This window comes from Curtobacterium pomorum (assembly GCF_044497295.1).
Lineage (GTDB): Bacteria > Actinomycetota > Actinomycetes > Actinomycetales > Microbacteriaceae > Curtobacterium.
The window spans coordinates 1,180,460-1,198,612 of sequence record NZ_CP172409.1; the positions used below are offsets into that span (position 1 = coordinate 1,180,460).

Consider the following 18,153-nt stretch of genomic DNA (forward strand, 5'->3'; position numbering starts at 1 on the left):
CATATCGGTGACGCCCGTCCGCGTCCGCAGACAAGCCCCAGCTGTGCACCCCTGCGCGCGTGGCCCGCCCTGTGGAGGAACGGACGAGTAGCGTCGCGCGCATGGCCAACATCGTCACGCAGATCGCAGACAAGGTACGCCCGATCGGCGTCTCCACGAACTACGGGGACCCCGTCGAGGTCGGAGACCAGACCCTCATCCCGGTGTCCCTCGGCTGGTTCGGCTTCGGGGGCGGCGGGGACGACGAGAACGGCGGCGGCGGTGGCGGCGGCGCGTCGATCCCGGTCGGCGCGTACGTCCGTCGCCCCGGCAAGGACCTCGAGTTCGAGCCGAACCTCATCTCGCTCGTCGCCGTCAGCATCCCGCTCGTCTGGGTGACCGGCACCGTGCTCCGGAAACTGGTGCGCGTCCTGAAGAAGTAGCGACGATCGGACGGGAGGCCCGTGGCGGACCCGCCACGGGCCTCCCGTCCGATCCGCGGTCGCGACCCGTCATGTGGTCGCGACCACGTCTAGACTGCTGGGACACACACGGGAGTCCGGGACCGCCGGGCTGAGAGGGAGCGAGTGGCGCTCCGACCGTCGAACCTGATCCGGATCATGCCGGCGCAGGGAGGAGTCCAGCACCATGTCTTCTGGCACGTCATCTACCGTCCACACCGCCCCGCGGCGATCGCTGCGCTGGCGGGTCGTCGACATCGTCGTCGCGAGCGTGCTCGCGGTGGCACTCGGCGTCGTCTTCCGGCTCTGGGAGTTCGGCTACGAGCCCATCAGTGCCGTCATGGACCTCGTCCTGCCGGGGACGAAAGCGCTGTTCGGCGGCGTATGGCTGCTCGCCGGCCCACTCGTCGCCATCGTCGTCCGCAAGCCCGGCGCCGCACTCTACGGTGAGATGGTCGCCGCGTCCGTCGAGGCACTATTCGGCACCCAGTGGGGCTGGCTGACGCTCGAGGCCGGGCTCGTCCAGGGCCTCGGAGCCGAGATCGTCCTCGCCCTGTTCCTGTACCGCGTGTACCGGCTGCCGGTCGTCGTCCTGGCGGGCGCCGCGGCCGGCCTCGCGCTCGGCATCAACGACACCGTGCTGTGGTACCCCGGCCTCGACGCCGCGTTCAAGATCGTCTACGTCGTCTGCGCGGTCATCTCGGGCGCGGTGATCGCGGGTGCCGGTTCGTGGTTGCTCGTCCGCGCACTCGCCCGCACCGGCGTGCTGTCCTCGTTCGCGGCGGGTCGCGAACACAGTCGGCGTCGGCCGCGCGAACTGGTGTGACGGTGTCCGCTCCGTCGTCGACGTCCCCGGACGCCGTCGGCGTCCGCGCCGCACGCATCGCGTTCCGCGACTGGGGATGGCGCTACCCCGAACGCGCCGAGTGGGCCGTCCGCGGCGTCGACCTGAGCGTCGAGCCGGGAGAGCGGGTCGCGATCGTCGGACCGTCCGGCTCCGGCAAGTCGACGCTGCTCCGAGCGGTCGCCGCCGTCCTGCCCGACGAACCCGACGCCACCGACGACACGGCTGCCTCCGCGCAGGGCTCGGTCCTGGTCGACGGTGCCGACCCCCGCGCGGTCCGCGGGCGTGTCGGCCTCGTCATGCAGGACCCCGAGGCGCACACCGTGATGTCGCGGATCGGTGACGACGTGGCGTTCGGCTGTGAGAACCTCGGCGTCCCGCGCGACGAGACCTGGGCGCGGGTGCGGTCGGCCCTCGAGGTCGTCGGGCTCGACCTGCCCCTCGACCGTTCCACTGCGATGCTGTCCGGCGGCCAGCGGCAACGGCTGGCGCTCGCCGGGGTGCTCGCGATGCGTCCGGGAGCCCTCGTGCTCGACGAACCCTGCGCGAACCTCGACCCGGCCGGCGTGCTCCAGGTGCACGAGGCCGTCCGGGCGCTGCTCGACGAGACCGGGGCGACCCTGCTCGTGGTGGAGCACCGGATCGGCACCTGGCTCGACCTGGTCGACCGGCTCGTGCTGCTCGCACCCGGCGGCGGAGTCGTCGCGGACGGCGCCCCGGCCGAGGTCCTCGCACGGCACGGCGCCGCGCTCACCGCGGCCGGGGTGTGGGTGCCCGGCGCCGAGCCCGGACGTGGTGCGGCCCGCGGGCGGCTTCGCGCGGCTGCGCGAGCGGGCGAAATACCCGGGTCGGCCGCCGAGGGCACCGCGGCATTTCGCCCGCTCGGCGCGGGGGAGGGCGCGGGGGTGAGCGCCGGCGCGGGGGCGGGCCCGGCGCTGCTCGAGGCCCGGGACCTCGGGACCGCCCGCGGCAAGCGGCAGCGGGTGGGCAGCGGGATCGACCTCGAGCTCCGAGCCGGTCAGGTCGTGGCGGTCACGGGACCGAACGGCATCGGCAAGTCGACGCTCGGCCTCACGCTCGCGGGGCTCCTGCCTCCGGCGGCGGGGGAGCTCTCGGCAACGACGGAACTCGCCGCCGGCCTCGACCCCGCACCGCACACCTGGTCGAGCCGCGAGCTGTCCGCCCGCATCGGCACCGTCTTCCAGGACCCCGAGCACCAGTTCGTCGCCCGCTCCGTCCGCGACGAGGTCGAGGCCGGCCCCAGAGCGCTCGGCACACCGGACGCCGCGGACCGGGCGGACGCGCTCCTCGGCGAGTTCGGCCTCGCCCACCTCGCCGACGCCAACCCCTTCACGCTGTCCGGCGGCGAACAGCGACGGCTCGCCATCGCGGCGGTGGTCGCCGCACGGCCGCCCGTCGTCGTGCTCGACGAACCGACCTCCGGGCAGGACCGCGCCACGTGGGACGCCGTCGTCCGGCACCTCGGAGTGCTCGCCGACGCCGGCACCACCATCGTCGCCGTCACGCACGACCGCGACCTGATCCGTGCACTCGACGCCGACGAGGTCGTGCTCGCGGCGGACGGTGCCCGGCGCGTGGAGGGCGACCAAGGGCACGTGGAACGCGACCAGGGGGGTGCGACGGCGACCATCCCGGAGACGGGGCCGACGACGACGGGCCGAACCGCGCCTCCAGACCGAAGAGACGCAACGACCGCGCCCGCGACCGCGCCCGCGACCGCGACCGCCCCCGCGCCCGACCACCACCGCGGCGTCCGCGCCGTCCAACCGGTCGCCTCACTCGTCGGCGTCCTCGCACTCGGCGTGTGCCTCGTGCTGAGCCTGGACGTCGTGTCCGCAGCCGTCGCCCTCGCCCTCGAGATCGCCCTGCTGCCGCTCCTGCGGCTGCCGGTGCGGACCCTGCTGCTGCGGGTGTCCCCGGTCCTGGTGGCCGTGCCGCTCACGGCGGTGAGCATCGCGCTGTACGGACGACCCTCCGGGCGGGAGTGGTTCGACTTCGGCTTCGCCCACGTCACCGACGGGTCGCTGACGCTCGCGCTGGCGACGGCACTGCGCGTGCTCGCGGTGGGGCTGCCCGCGGTCGCCTTGTTCGTGCGCGTCGACCCGACCGACCTGGCCGACGGGCTCGCGCAGGTGCTGCGACTGCCCGCGCGGTTCGTGCTCGGAGCGCTCGCGGCCATCCGGATGATGACGCTGCTCGTGGACGACTGGCGGCAGCTCGCGATGGCGCGGCGCGCTCGGGGGCTGGCCGACACCGGGCGGCTGCGACGTGGGGCATCGATGGCGTTCGCGCTGCTGGTCCTGGCACTGCGACGGGCGACGACGTTGGCGGTGGCGATGGAGTCGCGTGGGTTCGGGGCTCCCGGACGACGGACGTGGGCGCGGGTCGCGCGGTTCGCGGGGCCGGAGTGGGCGATGGTCGCGGTGCTCGTCGGGATCGGCGTGGTGTCGATCGCGGTCGCGGTGGCAGCGGGGACCTGGCGTGTCTGATGCGACGGAGGCGGCGGGTGGCGACGGTCTCGCCGCGGGTGTCGCCGCAGCCGCTGCCGGCGCCGCGGCGGCGTCGGGAGGGCGCGTCGTGGTGCTCGTCGACGGCCGCTCCGGCACCGGCAAGACGACCCTCGGCGACCAGCTCGCCCGGCTGCTGGGAGCGCAGGTCGTGCACCTCGACGACGTCTACCCTGGGTGGGACGGACTCCGCGCGGCGGCCGACGCCGTGGTCCGTGACGTGCTCGGCGCACCCAGCGGCTACCGCCGGTGGGACTGGGCGACCGGCGGTCCTGCGGAGTGGACCGCCGTCGACCCCGACCTGCCGATCGTGATCGAGGGCTGCGGGGCGGTGTCCCGGGCGTCGGTGGCGCTCGCCTCGCTGGCGGTGTGGCTCGAGGCCGACGACGCAGTCCGCTGGGACCGGGCGATCGGCCGCGACGGCGACACCTTCGCGCGCGAGTGGGACCGGTGGGCGGCGCAGGAGCAGGACTTCATCGTCGCCGAGGACCCGGCGTCCCTGGCCGACGTGGTGCTGCGGACGTAGCGCTGTCGCCCGCGCCGCCGCGCGCACGCGCAGCGGGGTCCACCGCGAACACCGCCGCCACGATGGTCAGCACCGCGTACACCCCGAGGTACCCGCACAGGATCCACGGCGAGCCCCCACCGAGCTCCACGAACACCGCGGCCAGCAGCGGCGTCAGTCCCACCGAGAAGATCGACCCGATCTGGTACCCGAGCGACATCCCCGAGTACCGCCGTCCGGTCGGGAACTGCTCCGCGAACCAGGCTGCCTGCGGCCCGTAGATGCTGTCGTGGAACACGCACATCCCGATGAGCGCCACGAGCGGCAGCAGCACGAGCGGCCCGGCGTCGAGGAACGCGAAGAACGGCCAGATGAGCACCGCGATGCCCACTGCCGACCAGATCGTGAGCACGCGGCGACCCACCCGGTCGGACAGCCAGCCCCAGAACGGCGTCGACACGAGCGACACCGCCGAGATCACGAGTACGGCCTGCAACCCCGCATCGGAGCCGGACGGTCCCCGCACGGCCGCGAGGTAGGTCAGCGAGTACGTCGTCAGGATCGAGTACAGCGCGGGCTGCACCAGGCGCAGTCCGGCCGTCACCAGGATCGCGCGCGGGTGGTGCCGGATCGCCTGCCAGACCGGGAACCGCTCGACCCCGCCGGAGGCCCGCAGCTCCTGGAACACCGGAGCGTCCTGCACGCCGAGCCGGATCACCAGGCCGACCGCCACGATCACGGCGGAGAACAGGAACGGCAGCCGCCAGCCCCAGGCGAGGAACACCTCGTTGCCGAGCAGCGAGCGCACCAGGGTGAACACGCCGGTCGCGAGCAGCATCCCGCCCGCCGACCCCATCTGCGTGAACGCCCCGAACAGCCCGCGGTGCCGCTCGGGCGCGTGCTCGACGGACAGGAGCGCCGACCCGCCCCACTCCGCGCCGGCCGCGACGCCCTGCAGCAGCCGCAGGAACACCAGCGCGACGACGGCACCGACACCGATGGTCGCTGCCGACGGCACGACACCGATCAGCGTCGACGCGATGCCCATCAGCACCAGGGACGCGACGAGCAGCTTCTTGCGTCCGATGCGGTCGCCCAGGTGTCCGGCGATCACCCCGCCGAGCGGCCGCGCGACGAAGCCGACCCCGTAGGTCGCGAACGACGCGATCACGCCGACGGCGGGCGTCACCGACGGGAAGAACGTCGGCGCGAACACCAGGGCGGATGCCGTCGCGTACAGGTAGAAGTCGTAGTACTCGACCGTCGTGCCGACGAACGAGGCCAGGGCGACGCGACGGCGGGTCGCGGTGGTCGACGGTGCGGCGGGACGGCCGGGAGGCGCGGTGACGGTACTCGGGGTCGGCATGCCTCAGGAGCATGGTCGCCTCCGGGGCCGCGGGGAACACCGCGCGTAACGGAAGGTCACGTCGCTGTCGTCGGGCGGTGCCCGCCGACCACGATGGGACGCATGAGCGATGCACCGAACCGTCCGCTGCGCTTCGCGGCCTTCGTCATGAACACGACGTCGCACATCCAGCACGGCCTGTGGCGGCACCCGGACGCCCGCCAAGCCGACTTCGACGACGTGACGCTCTGGACCGACCTGGCCAAGACCCTCGAGCGCGGCAAGTTCGACGCCGTGTTCTTCGCCGACGTCGTCGGTACCTACGGTCCCGGCCGCGGCGACTACTCGACCAACCTGCGCGAGGGACTGCAGATCCCCTCGAACGACCCCTCGGTGCTGCTCTCCGCGCTCGCCGTGTCGACCGAGCACCTCGGCCTGGCGTTCACGTCGAGCGTCATCCAGGCGCACCCGTTCGACTTCGCCCGCAAGGTCTCCACGCTCGACCACATCACGCGGGGCCGCATCGGCTGGAACGTCGTCACGAGTGCGCTCGACAGCGCCGCCCGCAACTTCGGCGCCGACCGGCTCGAGGAGCACGACGAGCGCTACGTCTGGGCCGAGGAGTACCTCGAGGTCTGCGCGAAGCTCTGGGAGGGCTCGTGGGAGGACGGCGCCGTGCTGAAGGACCCGGTCCGCGGCTACGCCGACCCCGACAAGGTGCACCGCATCGACCACCACGGCACCCGCTACGACGTGCAGGGTCCGCACCTGAGCGCGCCCAGCCCGCAGCGCACGCCGGTGCTCTTCCAGGCCGGCTCCTCACCCGCCGGTCGGGCCTTCGCGGCACGGAACGCCGAGGCCCAGTTCATCCTGACCTCGAACCGCGACGCCACCGAGCAGCTCATCCGCGAGACCCGCGACCTCGCCCAGGCAGCCGGGCGCCGGCGGGAGGACATTGCGTTCTTCCTCGGCCTGACGTTCGTCACCGGCTCGACCGAAGCCGAGGCGAAGGCCAAGGAAGCGGAGATCGACGAGTACCTGGCGGCCGACGGCTTCCTGGTGCACTCGAACCTCGGCTTCGACCCGGACACCGGCGACGCCCTCGATCCGGACACCCCGCTGTCCGAGGTCCGCACCCACGCCGGGCAGTCGCACCTGCAGTGGCTCCGTGAGGCCGCCGGCGACCGCGAACCCACGATCGCCGACCTCGCACGCCTGTCCGCGAAGCTCCGCGCCCGGGTCGTCGGCACGCCGGAGCAGATCGCCGACGAGCTCGCCGACTGGCAGCGGGTCGGCGTCGACGGGGTGAACGTCATCAACTGGACGCTGCCCGGTTCGTACGAGGAGTTCGTCGACCACATCGCCCCGACCCTGCAGGAGCGTGGCCTGATGCAGTCCGAGTACCGCGCGGGCACCCTGCGCGAGAAGCTCTTCGGGCACGCGCAGCTGCCGGACTCGCACCCCGCCCGGCAGTGGCGCGGCGCGTTCTCCGGTGGCGCGAGCGGCGCGACCGCTGCCCACCCGGACGACGCACCCCGTGCCGTGGAGGTGCCCGCATGACGGACGCGACGACGACCGACGGGCACACGCCGGGCCTCCCGGCCGACCGCCTGGCCACGCTGCGGGCGCGCTTCGCACCGGTGTTCGCGACCATCCGCGAGGGCGCGGTCGAGCGCGAGCTCGCCTCCGGTGCTCCCGGCGACCGGCCGTTGCCGCACGCCGAGGTCCGCGCGCTGGCCGACGCGGGGTTCGGACGGTTGCGCGTGCCGGAGGACCGCGGCGGGTTCGGTGCGACCCTGGTCGAACTCGCGCACCTGGTGGCGGACCTGGCGGCGGCGGACTCGAACATCGCGCACCTGTGGCGGGGACACTTCGGGTACACCGAGCTCGTGCTGCTCCGGCCGAACTCCGAATCGCGCGACGAGTGGCTCGACCGGATCGTCGACGGAGCGATCATCGGGAACGCGACCTCGGAGCGGACCGGGACGACCCTGGCCGACATCTCGACGACGGTGACGCCGGCCGGTGACTCCCTCCGCCTCGACGGTCGGAAGTTCTACTCGACCGGCACGCTCTACGCGGACTGGATCTACCTGGCGGCGGACCGCGACGGGGAACGCGTGACGTTCGCCGTCGACGCCACCGCACTCGGCGTGACGAGCATCGACGACTGGGACGGCTTCGGGCAGCGGCTGACCGCGTCCGGCACCACCGTGTTCGACGGGGTGTCGGTCGACCCCGCTGTGGTGTCGGCGTACCGGGACGCCCCGCTCTCGCACATCCAGGCCTTCTACCAGCTGTACCTGCTGGCGGTCCTCGCCGGGATCGGGCAGGCGGTGTCCGACGACGCCGTGGCGTTCGTCCGACCACGGACCCGCACGTACATCCACGCGAACGCGGCCACGCCGGGGGAGGACCCGCAGGTCCTGGCGGTCCTCGGTCGGCTGTCGAGCGGGGCGTTCACCGCCCGGTCACTGGTCGCCGCCGCGGCGGGACTGCTCGACACCGTGGTGGCGACGAACGAACCCGGGGTCGGCGTGGACCGCGTGCTGCTCGACGCGGCCGAGAACGCCGTGTACCAGGCACAGGTCGAGATCGGGCCGCGGGTGCTGCGGTCGGCGTCCGAGCTGTTCGAGGTCGGCGGAGCCTCGGCGGCCGACCGCACCCGGGCGCTGGACCGGCACTGGCGGAACGCCCGCGTCGTGGCGTCGCACAACCCGGCGGTCTACAAGGAGCGGCTCGTGGGCGAGTACGCGCTGCACGGGCGGGGGCCGGTGGGTGCGTGGGAGAAGTACCACGAGGTGGGGCCGACGCGGTTCTGAGGGGCGGCGCCCGCTACGCCCAGCCGAGTTCGTGCAGGCGCTCGTCGTCGATGCCGTAGAAGTGCCCGATCTCGTGGACGAGCGTGGTGTGCACTTCGTCCTTGAGTTCCTCGAGGGTGTCGCACTCGGCCAGGTGCTGCTTGCGGAACACCACGATCCGGTCGGGCAGCTCGCCGAAGCCGTACTGCCCGCGCTCGGTGGCCGCGATGCCGTCGTACACGCCGAACAGCTCTTCGCCGTTCTCCGGTTCGTCCTCGACCACGAACACCACGTTGTCGAGGCCGTCGACCATCTCGTCGGGGAGCAGGTCGAGTTCATCGGTCACGAGCTGCTCGAAGTCGTCGGCGGACATCTCCATCACGCAGGGATCGTCCCACACCGCGCTGACCACTCGTGGCTCACCACTCGCGGCGAAACCGCACGGCGCCGGAGGCGCCCAGACAAACACTGAGGGAGAGTCCCGGTTGCGTCACACGCAACAGGACTCTCCCTCGACTGGGGTGAATAACGGGTCTCGAACCCGCGACCTCCTAGACCACAACCAGGCGCTCTACCAACTGAGCTATATCCACCATGCACACACCGGCGGACCGGCGCGACCACTCAATAGTAGTACATGCTGCGGGTGGTGCCGACCACCCGTGTCGTCACTCGGCTGCGGGCTGCGCCAGGCGCGGTTCCCACTTCTCGACGACCTCGGCCTGGACGGCGCGGACGTCCTCGGTGGTCGGGCCGGGTTCGGCGACGAAGCCGGCGCGGCGGTAGTACTCGAGCTCGCGGATCGACTCGAGGATGTCCGCGAGCGCGCGGTGCCCGCCGTGCTTCTCCGGCGAGTTGAAGTACACGCGCGGGAACCAGCGGCGGCAGAGCTCCTTGATGCTCGAGACGTCGACGCTCCGGTAGTGCAGGTGGCCGTCGACGCGGGGCATGTACTTGGACAGGAACGCCCGGTCGGTGCCGATGGTGTTGCCGGCCAGGGGAGCGGTGCCCTCCGCCGGGACGTGCTCGAGGATGTACTCGAGCACCTGGTACTCGGCGTCCGCCAGGCTGACGCCGTTCGGGATCTCCTCGATGAGCCCCGACGTGACGTGCATGTTCGTCACGAACTCGTTCATGTTGTCGAGCGCGGACTGGTCGGGCTTGATCACGATGTCGAAGCCGGGGTGCACGGGCTCGAGGTCGAAGTCGGTGATGACCACGGCCACCTCGACGAGTTCGTCGACCTCGAGGTCGAGGCCGGTCATCTCGCAGTCGATCCAGACGAGGCGGTCATTCGCGGTTGCCATGTGCACGATCCTATTCCCGGCCCGCGTGCGCCCCGTGCGCAGCGGCGCAGCGGCGTCCGTCGAGCGCGCGAGCGGGCGAAATGCCGCGGTCGTGTGGCGGGGCGACCCGGGCGTTCCGCCCGCTCGACGAGCGCGTGGTGCGCGGACGCACACCGGACGCGCCGAGGGCGCGCGGGGCGGTTGCGGTGACTGCCTGGAGGCCCGGAGCCGGTCCGCCGGGCGGGCGCCGGGCCTCCAGGCTGGTCGCGACCAGTGCGCCCACCGCGAGCGGACGAAATGCCAGGCTTGCGTGGAGCGGCGACCCGGGCGTTTCGCCCGCTCGCGGGGAAGCGGGACCAGAAGGCAGGGCGGGCGCGCGGACCCAGCCCACGGCGACCGCGAGCGGGCGAAATGCCGCGGTTGCGTGGCGAGACGACCCGGGTGTTTCGCCCGCTCGACGAGCGCGTGGTGCGCGGACGCACACCGGACGCGCCGAGGGCGCGCGGGGCGGTTGCGGTGACTGCCTGGAGGCCCGGAGCCGGTCCGCCGGGCGGGCGCCGGGCCTCCAGGCTGGTCGCGACCAGTGCGCCCACCGCGAGCGGGCGAAATGCCGCGGTCGTCGTGGCGTGGCACGCGGGTGTTTCGCCCGCTCGGCAGGGCGGGCAAGCGGAACGGCCGCTGCGCACCGCGAGCGGGCGAAATGGCGCGGTCGCGTGGCGCGGCACCCGGGTGTTTCGCCCGTTCGCGGAGAACCGGGACCCGGACCGGGACTGGGAGCGGGAGCGGGACCGGGACCTGGACCGCCGGGGCGAGGCTCGGGGCTAGGACATCTCTCCGGCGCCGATGGCCTCGGCCTCGACGCGCTCCAGCTCCGCACCGTCGTCCACGCGGCGCAGGACCTTCGTGGTGCAGAGGACGACGACGAACGCGACGGCGACCGACGCTCCGGCGAACACGTACGCGGCCGAGGGAGCGAACTCGTCGGCGAGCAGGGTCGCGACCGGCGGGGCGATGGCTCCGCCGATGAAGCGGACGGCCGAGTACGCGCTCGAGGCGACCGAGCGGGGCAGGTCCGTGGCCTCCATGACGCACTCGGTGAGCACCGTGTTCAGCACACCGAGGACGAGTCCGCCGACGATGACGCAGATGATGAGGCCGACCTGCGAGTCCACGACGACGGCCGCGGCGAACAGGTCGAGCGCCAGCAGGGGCAACGCGATCTTCAGCACGGTCGTCCGGCGGAGACGGGCGGTGAGCATCGGCGCGACCCATACGGACGTGATCGCGAGACCGAGCCCCCACCCGAAGAACGTGAAGCCGATGCCGAGCGCGCCGAAGCCGAGCGTGAAGGGTGTGTAGGCGAGCAGGACGAAGAAGCCGATGTTGTAGAACAGCGCGGTCGCGGCGAGTGCGGCGAGCGCGGGACGGCCGAGGGCGCGGAACGGTGCCGAGAGCTTCGTCGGGGTGGGCTTCTCGAGGCTGCCGGTCTTCAGCAGGGCGACGATGGCGATGAACGCGACGGCCATCAGGGTGGTGACGCCGAAGAACGGACCGCGCCAGCTGACCGAGCCGAGCAGGCCGCCGACGAGCGGACCGACGGCGATGCCGAGACCGAGTGCTGCCTCGTAGAGGATGATCGCCGAGGCGGTGCCACCCGATGCCGCACCGACGATGGTGGCCAGCGCGGTGGAGATGAAGAGCGCGTTGCCGAGGCCCCAGCCGGCGCGGAAGTCGATGATGCTCCACACGCTGTTCGACGTGGCGGCGAGGACCGAGAACACGACGATGAGCGCCAGACCGATGAGCAGGGTGCGCTTCGCGCCGATGCGGCTCGAGACCCAGCTGGTGAAGAACATCGCGACGCCGGTGACCGCCAGGTAGCTCGTGAACAGCAGTTCGGTCTGCGCCGGGGTCGCCTTGAGCGACGCAGCGATCGCGGGGAGGATCGGGTCGACGAGACCGATGCCCATGAACGCGACGACGCAGGCGAACGCGATCGCCCAGACCGCCGACGACTGCTTGAGGATGGAGCCGGACTGGCCGGCAGGTGCGTGGGCGTTCACGCGGTGGTCTCCGTTCTGGTCGGTGCCGTCCCGGTGGACGACGTCGCGGGGGTGGTGGTGTTCGTGCGCTGTGCGATCAGGACGGCCGCGTGGTGCAGGACGTCCCAGTCGTCGTCGGTGAGGTCGGCGAACAGCGGGCCGACCGTGTCGGTGAGCGTGGCGCGCCAGGCGGTGAGTCGTGCGCGGCCCGCGTCGGTGACCTCGATGAGCTGCCCGCGGGAGTCGTCGGGGTCGACGCTGCGCGAGACCAGGCCGTCGGCGAGCATGCCGGTGACGAGCCGGGTCATCGTGGGCTGCGCCACGCGCGAGGCGACCGCGAGCTCACCCAGTCGGAGCGGCTCGTCGGACTCGAGGATGCCGAGCGTGCGCCAGACCGCTGCCGACGTGGTGTTGCCCGTCGACTGCACGGCGCTGCGGATCAAGCGGTTCACGGAGACGAGGAGTGTCTCGATCGTCTGCGCCCGCGTTGTTTCCATAGCTGAACTATATAGCGATGCTATGCATCCCGCAACAGGCGCCGCCTGGTAGAAGGGACGCATGAGCGACATCACCATCCACGAAGGCGACGAGTACACCGCGATCTTCCACGGCGGCCCCTTCGACGGCACGACCGACACCCGCACCGCGACGAGCGACGCGCTGGACGACGAGGTCACGGTGTTCGCCGACGTCGAGGGCCTGCAGACGGCCTTCACCTACCGCGCGACCAAGTCGCGGCAGGTCCTCGACCAGATCTCCGTCGAGTTCACCTACGAGCCGGGGGAGTCCGACCCGGTGGACGACCTGGCCGACCGCGGCGACCGCAGCGGCGAGTTCGACCGGGAGTAGAACCCCACGCCGCCGTGTTGCAGGGTCACATGCAGCTCGACCTCTGGACGTCCGCCTTCTGTGCGCCGTGCGCCGCCGCCCGCCGGGTGTCGGCCGAGGCGTCGGCACTCGTCCCCGGGCTCGCCGTGACCGAACGTGACGTGGCGTCGTACCCCGACGACGCGGAGGACCTCGGCATCCGTTCCACGCCCACGATCATCGTGCGGCGGGAGGACGGAGCCGAGGTCTTCCGTTCACCCGGGGTCCCCACCCGAGACCAACTGCTGCTGGCGATCGCCAAGGCCCTCTGAACGACCGCTCGTCGCGCTGCCGCCGCCCGCCGCACGCTGCGACGTCGGCGCCGCCACCACGACCGGCTCCGGCGGGTCGACCAGCGCCACCGCCTTCCGCGCCAGCCGCTTCACCGTGCGGATCGGCGCCCCGATCGCGAGTGCGAGCCAGCCGAGCGCCGAGCGGTCTGCGCCGCCGAGGGCGTTCTTCCGCTCCCAGGCCCGGCGCAGCACTCCGCCCCGGCTGCGGCGTGCGGGTTCGCGGTCGACGAGCGTCCCGGCGTCCCGCCGTGCCATGAGCTCGGTCAGCCGCTGCTGCCAGTCGTTCTCCGAGGCCGGGTGGAAGTAGTTGTCCCGCATCCAGCTCGGTCGGACCGTGCCGAACCGGCCGTCCACCAGGTCGACCGAGTCGCCCTCGAGGCCGCTCGACACGAACACCTCGTTGATCAGGTGCCGTCCGATGCCGAAGTCCGTCAGCGTCAGTGCGGGCACACCGCGGGCGGCCGCTTCGAGCACCGCCGTCGAGCTGATCGTCACGAGGGCCACGGCACGGTCGAGGTGCTCGGCCATCGGCCCGCTCTCGACCACCAGGTTCGCCGGGGCGTCTGCCGGCACGAGGTCGGGGTAGGGGTGTTCCTCGCGGTGCGTCTGGTGTTCGCCGGCGGCCGCGCGGGTCTTGATGACGACGCGCCACTCCGGGTGCTGCCGTGCGGTCGCGACGAGCCACTGCACCACGAGGGCCCGGTCGGCGCGCTCCAGCGGGACACTCGGCTGGGCGGCGAAGACGACGGAGTCACGGACGGGCGCGCTCGCGCCGGCGGTCGCGCTGGCGCTCGCGCCGGCGGTCGCGCTCCGCGCGAAGGGCAGCGTGGCGAGCGCGAAGTGCGGCTGCACCCCGCCCTCGCGCGCCATCTCGTCGTACGCCCGGACCTCACGGTGGCTGTGCAGTACGAACAGGTCGGCTCGGGCGCGGAAGAAGATGCCCTTCCACTTCGCCGGGAACGAGATCCCCGGCAGTCCCGACACCAGCACCGGCCGGTCCGGGATCCGCCGGTGCACCTCGTCGATGACGAGTTCGGCGACGGGGCCGATCAACGACACGAGGACGGCGTCCGGCGGGTTGACGCGGAGCTCCTCGACGACGGCGTCGACGTCATTCGGTGCCGGCGGATCGTGGCGCAGGTGGGCGAGCCGCCGGTCCAGTCCGCGGAACGCCGACCGCAGCTGTTCCGGACTCGCAGACCGCGGGGTCGCCACGGTGCGCAGCTCCAGGTCCCAGTCGGCCGGGGCCGTCGCCAGCAGGTGCGCGCCCCACTTCGCGAACGAATCGGTGTCGACCAGGCCGACCACGCGTCGGACGCGTGGTGACGCGTCGGACGGGAGGCGCGCCTCCCGTCCGCTGCTCGGCGCACCCCCGTCAGCCGGCGCGTCCATGGCGTGGGTCCCGTCGACCGGGCCGCTCACGCGCCGACGCGGCGCAGCTTCGCGAGCGGTGCCTGCTCGCCGGGGAAGATCCTCTTGACGCCGTCGCCGAGTGCCGTCTCGATGATGCGGATGTCCCGCGCCAGGGTCTTTAGGCCGTGCGGCTCGAGCGAGGCCGCGTGGTCCGAGCCCCACATCGTGCGGTCGAGCGTGATGTGCCGTTCGACCGCGGTCGCGCCGAGGGCCACGGCGGCGATCGAGATCTGCAGGCCCGGCTCGTGGCCGGAGTACCCGACCGGCACGCCCGAGTAGCGGTGGGCGAGGGTGTCGATCATGCGGAGGTTCGCCTCCTCGGCGGGCAGCGGGTAGGTCGACGTGGCGTGCATGAGCACGAGGCGGTCGGTGCCGAGGGCGTCGACGGCGGCGTCGATCTGCTCGAGGGTCGACATGCCCGTCGACAGGATGACGGGCTTGCCGGTCGCGGCGACGGCGGCGAGCATCCCGAGGTCGGTCACCGATGCCGAGGCGATCTTGTACGCGACGACGTTGAGGTCCTCGAGGAAGTCCACGGATGGCTCGTCCCACGGTGAGGCGAACCAGTCGAGACCACGGAGGGTCGCGTGGTCGCCGATCTCGATGTACTGGTCGCGGTCGAACTCGACGCGGTAGCGGTACTCCAGGTAGGTCATCTCGCCCCACGGGGTGCTGCGAGGCGTGTTCTTCATGTGCTCCGGAGTGGCGATGGCCGGGGTGCGCTTCTGGAACTTCACGGCCTGCAGCCCGGCGTCGGCTGCGACGTCGATGAGCTGCTTGGCGATGTCGACGTCCCCGTTGTGGTTGAGGCCGATCTCGCCGATGAGGTACGCGGGGTGGCCAGCGCCGATCGTGGACGTGCCGATGGTGACGGTCATGGTGCTCCGTTCAGTGCGGGGGCTGCCCGCGTCGGGGATGGGTCGTGGTCCTGGGTCTGGGGAGCGACGGAGCCGGCCGTGACGTCGGCCGTGATGTCGGCCGCGACTTCGGACCTGGCTTCGGCCGTGACGTCGGCCGTGGCTTCGGCCACGATCAGGTCCGTCTCGTCGTCGATGTCGATCGCGCCGGCGGGGTCGACGGCGATGAGTTCGACACGGCCGTGGAAGCGGTGCCGGTGCTGCCGGAAGCCATCGGTCCGCATGACGTACGAGGCGCCGGTCTCGCGGTACTCGGCCGCGCGGTCCTGGCGACGCTGACGGGTGGCGGCGTCGTGGTTCACGGCGACGGCGGAACCGTCCGTGGCGACGCGCCACAGGAACGCGTGCGACGGCGCCGCGGCGAACACGACGTCGGCGTGCCCCTCCGAGACGCGCCGGATCGCCGTGTCGAGGTCATCCGGGTCGATGAACGGCGAGGTCGCCTGCAGGAACACCAGGACCTCGGGCAGTCCGGTGCCCGCGGCCTCGAGTTCGTCGAGCACGTGGAGCAGCGCGGACTCCGACGACGCCTCGTCGCCCGCGAGGTCGGCCGGCCGTCGGACCACGTCGGCGCCGGCTGCTCGTGCCTCCGCCGCGATGGCGTCGCCGTCGGTCGTGACGACCACGGCGTCGATCAGTGCCGCGCTCCGCGCCGACTCCACGGCCCGGCGGACGAGCGACCGGCCGGCGACCGTCCGCAGGTTCTTGCCCTGGATGCCCTTCGAGCCAGCGCGCGCGGGGACGACGGCGAGGACGGTGGGAGAGGAGTGCATCTCCCGGACGGTACGAAGTGCGGGTGTCCCGGAGGCGAACTGCGAGCAGACGCGGGCCGAACCGTTCCGGAACCGCTCGGCCGGCGGGTCCCGGTTAGAATCGACGTCGCTCGCCTCCGTAGCTCAGTGGATAGAGCAGGTGGTTTCTACCCACCGTGCCGCGGGTTCGATTCCTGCCGGGGGCACGACGCGAACGGGCCGCCATCCGATCGGATGGCGGCCCGTTGCTCGTTCGAGCGGGTGCTGGGTGTCCTGGCCCGTTACTCGTCGTCGTCCGCTGCGCGGCGGCGGAGTTCGGCGGCACTGATCGGCTGCGTGTACGGCGCCTCGGACGTCTCGTTCGCGTCGGTCGGTTCCGCCGGGGCCTGGGTGATGCGGGTCGGGATGGACGTCGTGTTCGTCGTGCCCGGGGTCTCGACCTTCGGGGCCGGGGCGGACGCCGGGGCAGCCGGGGACGACGGAGCAGCCGGTGACGCCTGGGCCGTCGGGACGTCGTTGGCGGGGGGCCGGTTGACGTGCGCGTCGGCCGAGGTCGGCGTCGGCGTCACCACGGCGGACGACGCGGGACGGTCGGTGCTGCGGGCCGGGGTCACCCGGTCGGAGTCGCCGAACGCCTGGGTGACGGCGTCGTCGTCCACGACCTCGGTGTCGTCGGTCCCGCGGGTCGGGGTCGAGCGTGCGGGTGACGTGGGGGTGCCGAGTGCCGGGCGTACCGGGGGCGCGGTGTCGTCGCCGTAGACGCGGGTGGTGTTCTCGCCGTAGGAGCGGGTGGCGTTGGCGTCCGACCCACCGCGCTTCACCGAGAACCCGGGTTCTGCCGCGGGAGCTGCGGGAGTGGAGGCGGCGGAGGCAGCGGGCGCTGCGGGGGCTGCACCGCCGGGGGTCGACCCGGCGTTGGCCGGGGTCGACGGTGCGGAGGTGGGAGCTCCTGCTGCTCGCTGCGCCGGACGCAGGGACGTCGTCGTCGGCGTGGGGCGCTCGACGGGAGCCGCCGGCGCGGGAGCCGCCGGGGTCGGGCTCTGCGGCCGGGCGGTGCCGTTCTGGTCGGCGTTCCAGTCCTGCTGGCGCTTGATCAGGTCGGCATCGGGGTCGGGGGACTCGAACTTCCAGCGCTCGAGGTCGGCCTTGAAGAGCTTGCGGGCGCGGCCCGGGCGGGCCTGCCACTCGAGCAGGCGGTCGCGGAACTCGGCGAGCGACTGGTCGGCCTGGAAGCTGAAGGTCGACGAGTTCTTCTTGATGTCGGCGATCTCGTGCTGCGCCCAGCTGGCGGCGAGGGGCGCACCCTGCACGGGGAGCAGCCGGAGCCGGATGTCGGCGTCCTCTGCCAGGTGGTCCGCGTACCCGCGTTCGTCGTGCCCGAGCGAACCCCAGGCAGCGGCCTTGCGCGCCGCGGAGATGATCGCCGCGACGGCGGCGTTCTTCGACTCACGCTCCTGCAGGGCGACGACCCGCTTGGTCGCACCCCGTCCGATGAGCGCCGCGATCACGCCGGCGACGACGATGGCGACGAAGGGGATCACGGCACCCGAGATCACCCGCCACCCGTCGTCGGACGCAGTCCAGTCGGTCAGGTCGTTCCACCAGTCCATGCGCGCACCATACTCACGAAACGGTCAGGCCCTGGGGAGGACGAACGGCGTTCCGCACATCCGACCCCAGATGATTCCAATCTGGAACATCATGACCAGCGGAGGCAGTCCACGGCGTCGTCGGCGGACCACACGTTCGGCAGTTCGACGAACCGACGCTCGGTGGCGACGTAGCGACGGGCGCGGTAGGCGGTGTCACCGGCGACGTCGATGCGGTCCACGTACCCGACGATCTCGCCGTTGGCGCGGGTCACACGGCTCAGGTCGTCGCGGACGTCGAGGATGCGGTAGTCGCCGCGCGACCGGGAGAGCGGGACGGAGCGGATCCGCAGTGCGGGTTCGGTCGTGGTCTGCATCGTGGCCTCCTGGTCGGTGTGGTCCCGACGCTACGGGCCACCACCGACACGCCGGGGCTCTTCCGACGCATCGTGGACGGTGGGACGGACGCAGCGCGCTGTGGAGGGGATGTCCCCGGTGCGGGCCGTCCGCAGCCGGTCCGCTGCCGGACTC

The 18,153-nt window shown here is 72.5% G+C and carries 18 protein-coding genes, 2 tRNA genes and 1 riboswitch; of the genes, 9 read left to right on the forward strand and 11 right to left on the reverse strand.

Features of this window, described 5'->3' with window-relative positions:
• The first annotated feature begins 101 nt into the window (after nucleotides 1–101).
• From ACGH48_RS05650 to ACGH48_RS05665, 4 genes are all read left to right on the forward strand, one after another.
• Nucleotides 102–422, forward strand: a complete 321-nt coding sequence (locus ACGH48_RS05650; protein ID WP_222660132.1) for a hypothetical protein — start codon at nucleotides 102–104, stop codon at nucleotides 420–422.
• 98 nt (nucleotides 423–520) lie between these two features.
• Nucleotides 521–632, forward strand: a riboswitch (TPP riboswitch).
• Nucleotides 628–1,266: an ECF transporter S component gene (locus ACGH48_RS05655; RefSeq protein WP_123313414.1), complete on the forward strand. Its 639-nt coding sequence runs from the start codon at nucleotides 628–630 to the stop codon at nucleotides 1,264–1,266. It overlaps the preceding riboswitch by 5 nt.
• 2 nt (nucleotides 1,267–1,268) lie before the next feature.
• On the forward strand, nucleotides 1,269–3,794 hold the full coding sequence (locus ACGH48_RS05660) for an ATP-binding cassette domain-containing protein (protein ID WP_396290558.1): 2,526 nt from the start codon (nucleotides 1,269–1,271) through the stop codon (nucleotides 3,792–3,794).
• Nucleotides 3,787–4,338 (forward strand): ATP-binding protein, encoded by a 552-nt coding sequence (locus ACGH48_RS05665; protein WP_396290559.1) that lies wholly within the window; start codon nucleotides 3,787–3,789, stop codon nucleotides 4,336–4,338. The genes ACGH48_RS05660 and ACGH48_RS05665 overlap by 8 nt, the downstream gene beginning before the upstream one ends.
• On the opposite strand, the gene ACGH48_RS05670 is transcribed toward ACGH48_RS05665, so the two are convergent.
• Complete coding sequence (locus ACGH48_RS05670) at nucleotides 4,286–5,683, reverse strand: MFS transporter (RefSeq protein ID WP_396290560.1); 1,398 nt, start codon at nucleotides 5,681–5,683, stop codon at nucleotides 4,286–4,288. The genes ACGH48_RS05665 and ACGH48_RS05670 overlap by 53 nt on opposite strands.
• A gap of 102 nt (nucleotides 5,684–5,785) precedes the next feature.
• Here ACGH48_RS05670 and ACGH48_RS05675 point away from each other — a divergent pair, with 102 nt between their 5' ends.
• Together ACGH48_RS05675 and ACGH48_RS05680 are read left to right on the forward strand one after the other, a co-directional pair.
• A complete protein-coding gene (locus ACGH48_RS05675; RefSeq protein WP_396290561.1) occupies nucleotides 5,786–7,222 on the forward strand; it encodes an LLM class flavin-dependent oxidoreductase in 1,437 nt (478 codons plus the stop codon).
• Complete coding sequence (locus ACGH48_RS05680; protein ID WP_396290562.1) at nucleotides 7,219–8,484, forward strand: acyl-CoA dehydrogenase family protein; 1,266 nt, start codon at nucleotides 7,219–7,221, stop codon at nucleotides 8,482–8,484. Before ACGH48_RS05675 ends, ACGH48_RS05680 begins: the two co-directional genes overlap by 4 nt.
• A 13-nt stretch (nucleotides 8,485–8,497) precedes the next feature.
• Here ACGH48_RS05680 and ACGH48_RS05685 read toward each other — a convergent pair whose 3' ends face one another.
• From ACGH48_RS05685 to ACGH48_RS05705, 5 genes are all read right to left on the reverse strand, one after another.
• Entirely contained in the window at nucleotides 8,498–8,842 is a 345-nt protein-coding gene (locus tag ACGH48_RS05685; protein ID WP_262140114.1) for a metallopeptidase family protein, read from the reverse strand.
• A 138-nt stretch (nucleotides 8,843–8,980) separates the two neighbouring features.
• Nucleotides 8,981–9,056 (reverse strand) — tRNA-His (locus ACGH48_RS05690).
• A 75-nt stretch (nucleotides 9,057–9,131) separates the two neighbouring features.
• Nucleotides 9,132–9,770: an oligoribonuclease gene (gene orn / locus ACGH48_RS05695; protein ID WP_123313419.1), complete on the reverse strand. Its 639-nt coding sequence runs from the start codon at nucleotides 9,768–9,770 to the stop codon at nucleotides 9,132–9,134.
• A gap of 800 nt (nucleotides 9,771–10,570) precedes the next feature.
• Entirely contained in the window at nucleotides 10,571–11,812 is a 1,242-nt protein-coding gene (locus ACGH48_RS05700) for an MFS transporter (protein ID WP_396290563.1), read from the reverse strand.
• Nucleotides 11,809–12,288, reverse strand: a complete 480-nt coding sequence (locus ACGH48_RS05705; RefSeq protein WP_396290564.1) for a MarR family winged helix-turn-helix transcriptional regulator — start codon at nucleotides 12,286–12,288, stop codon at nucleotides 11,809–11,811. Before ACGH48_RS05705 ends, ACGH48_RS05700 begins: the two co-directional genes overlap by 4 nt.
• Nucleotides 12,289–12,349: 61 nt before the next feature.
• Here ACGH48_RS05705 and ACGH48_RS05710 point away from each other — a divergent pair, with 61 nt between their 5' ends.
• Both ACGH48_RS05710 and ACGH48_RS05715 read left to right on the forward strand, forming a co-directional pair.
• Nucleotides 12,350–12,640, forward strand: coding sequence for an oligoribonuclease (locus tag ACGH48_RS05710; protein WP_123313422.1), 291 nt, complete (start codon nucleotides 12,350–12,352; stop codon nucleotides 12,638–12,640).
• A 29-nt stretch (nucleotides 12,641–12,669) separates the two neighbouring features.
• Nucleotides 12,670–12,930, forward strand: a complete 261-nt coding sequence (locus ACGH48_RS05715) for a thioredoxin family protein (RefSeq protein ID WP_123313641.1) — start codon at nucleotides 12,670–12,672, stop codon at nucleotides 12,928–12,930.
• Here ACGH48_RS05715 and ACGH48_RS05720 read toward each other — a convergent pair.
• From ACGH48_RS05720 to ACGH48_RS05730, 3 genes are read right to left on the reverse strand one after another with little or no spacing between them, the layout of a single operon-like run.
• Nucleotides 12,874–14,373, reverse strand: coding sequence for a DUF6716 putative glycosyltransferase (locus ACGH48_RS05720; RefSeq protein ID WP_396290565.1), 1,500 nt, complete (start codon nucleotides 14,371–14,373; stop codon nucleotides 12,874–12,876). The genes ACGH48_RS05715 and ACGH48_RS05720 overlap by 57 nt on opposite strands.
• A complete protein-coding gene (locus tag ACGH48_RS05725; protein WP_123313424.1) occupies nucleotides 14,370–15,242 on the reverse strand; it encodes an N-acetylneuraminate synthase family protein in 873 nt (290 codons plus the stop codon). Before ACGH48_RS05725 ends, ACGH48_RS05720 begins: the two co-directional genes overlap by 4 nt.
• A complete protein-coding gene (locus tag ACGH48_RS05730; protein WP_396290566.1) occupies nucleotides 15,239–16,054 on the reverse strand; it encodes a cytidylyltransferase domain-containing protein in 816 nt (271 codons plus the stop codon). The genes ACGH48_RS05725 and ACGH48_RS05730 overlap by 4 nt, the downstream gene beginning before the upstream one ends.
• A 112-nt stretch (nucleotides 16,055–16,166) precedes the next feature.
• Here ACGH48_RS05730 and ACGH48_RS05735 point away from each other — a divergent pair.
• Nucleotides 16,167–16,239 (forward strand) — tRNA-Arg (locus ACGH48_RS05735).
• A 75-nt stretch (nucleotides 16,240–16,314) separates the two neighbouring features.
• On the opposite strand, the gene ACGH48_RS05740 is transcribed toward ACGH48_RS05735, so the two are convergent.
• Both ACGH48_RS05740 and ACGH48_RS05745 read right to left on the reverse strand, forming a co-directional pair.
• Complete coding sequence (locus ACGH48_RS05740; RefSeq protein ID WP_396290567.1) at nucleotides 16,315–17,643, reverse strand: hypothetical protein; 1,329 nt, start codon at nucleotides 17,641–17,643, stop codon at nucleotides 16,315–16,317.
• Between the two features lie 89 nt (nucleotides 17,644–17,732).
• On the reverse strand, nucleotides 17,733–17,999 hold the full coding sequence (locus ACGH48_RS05745) for a hypothetical protein (RefSeq protein ID WP_222660154.1): 267 nt from the start codon (nucleotides 17,997–17,999) through the stop codon (nucleotides 17,733–17,735).
• Nucleotides 18,000–18,153: the final 154 nt, after the last annotated feature.

What these genes read in the sequence shown, in the direction of transcription:
- ACGH48_RS05650 (WP_222660132.1), top strand. Translation starts at nt 102, where the DNA reads ATGGCCAACATCGTCACGCAGATCGCAGACAAGGTACGCCCGATCGGC.
- ACGH48_RS05655 (WP_123313414.1), top strand. Translation starts at nt 628, where the DNA reads ATGTCTTCTGGCACGTCATCTACCGTCCACACCGCCCCGCGGCGATCG.
- ACGH48_RS05670 (WP_396290560.1), bottom strand. Translation starts at nt 5,683, where the DNA reads ATGCCGACCCCGAGTACCGTCACCGCGCCTCCCGGCCGTCCCGCCGCA.
- ACGH48_RS05675 (WP_396290561.1), top strand. Translation starts at nt 5,786, where the DNA reads ATGAGCGATGCACCGAACCGTCCGCTGCGCTTCGCGGCCTTCGTCATG.
- ACGH48_RS05680 (WP_396290562.1), top strand. Translation starts at nt 7,219, where the DNA reads ATGACGGACGCGACGACGACCGACGGGCACACGCCGGGCCTCCCGGCC.
- ACGH48_RS05685 (WP_262140114.1), bottom strand. Translation starts at nt 8,842, where the DNA reads ATGGAGATGTCCGCCGACGACTTCGAGCAGCTCGTGACCGATGAACTC.
- orn (WP_123313419.1), bottom strand. Translation starts at nt 9,770, where the DNA reads ATGGCAACCGCGAATGACCGCCTCGTCTGGATCGACTGCGAGATGACC.
- ACGH48_RS05705 (WP_396290564.1), bottom strand. Translation starts at nt 12,288, where the DNA reads ATGGAAACAACGCGGGCGCAGACGATCGAGACACTCCTCGTCTCCGTG.
- ACGH48_RS05710 (WP_123313422.1), top strand. Translation starts at nt 12,350, where the DNA reads ATGAGCGACATCACCATCCACGAAGGCGACGAGTACACCGCGATCTTC.
- ACGH48_RS05715 (WP_123313641.1), top strand. Translation starts at nt 12,670, where the DNA reads ATGCAGCTCGACCTCTGGACGTCCGCCTTCTGTGCGCCGTGCGCCGCC.
- ACGH48_RS05725 (WP_123313424.1), bottom strand. Translation starts at nt 15,242, where the DNA reads ATGACCGTCACCATCGGCACGTCCACGATCGGCGCTGGCCACCCCGCG.
- ACGH48_RS05730 (WP_396290566.1), bottom strand. Translation starts at nt 16,054, where the DNA reads ATGCACTCCTCTCCCACCGTCCTCGCCGTCGTCCCCGCGCGCGCTGGC.
- ACGH48_RS05740 (WP_396290567.1), bottom strand. Translation starts at nt 17,643, where the DNA reads ATGGACTGGTGGAACGACCTGACCGACTGGACTGCGTCCGACGACGGG.
- ACGH48_RS05745 (WP_222660154.1), bottom strand. Translation starts at nt 17,999, where the DNA reads ATGCAGACCACGACCGAACCCGCACTGCGGATCCGCTCCGTCCCGCTC.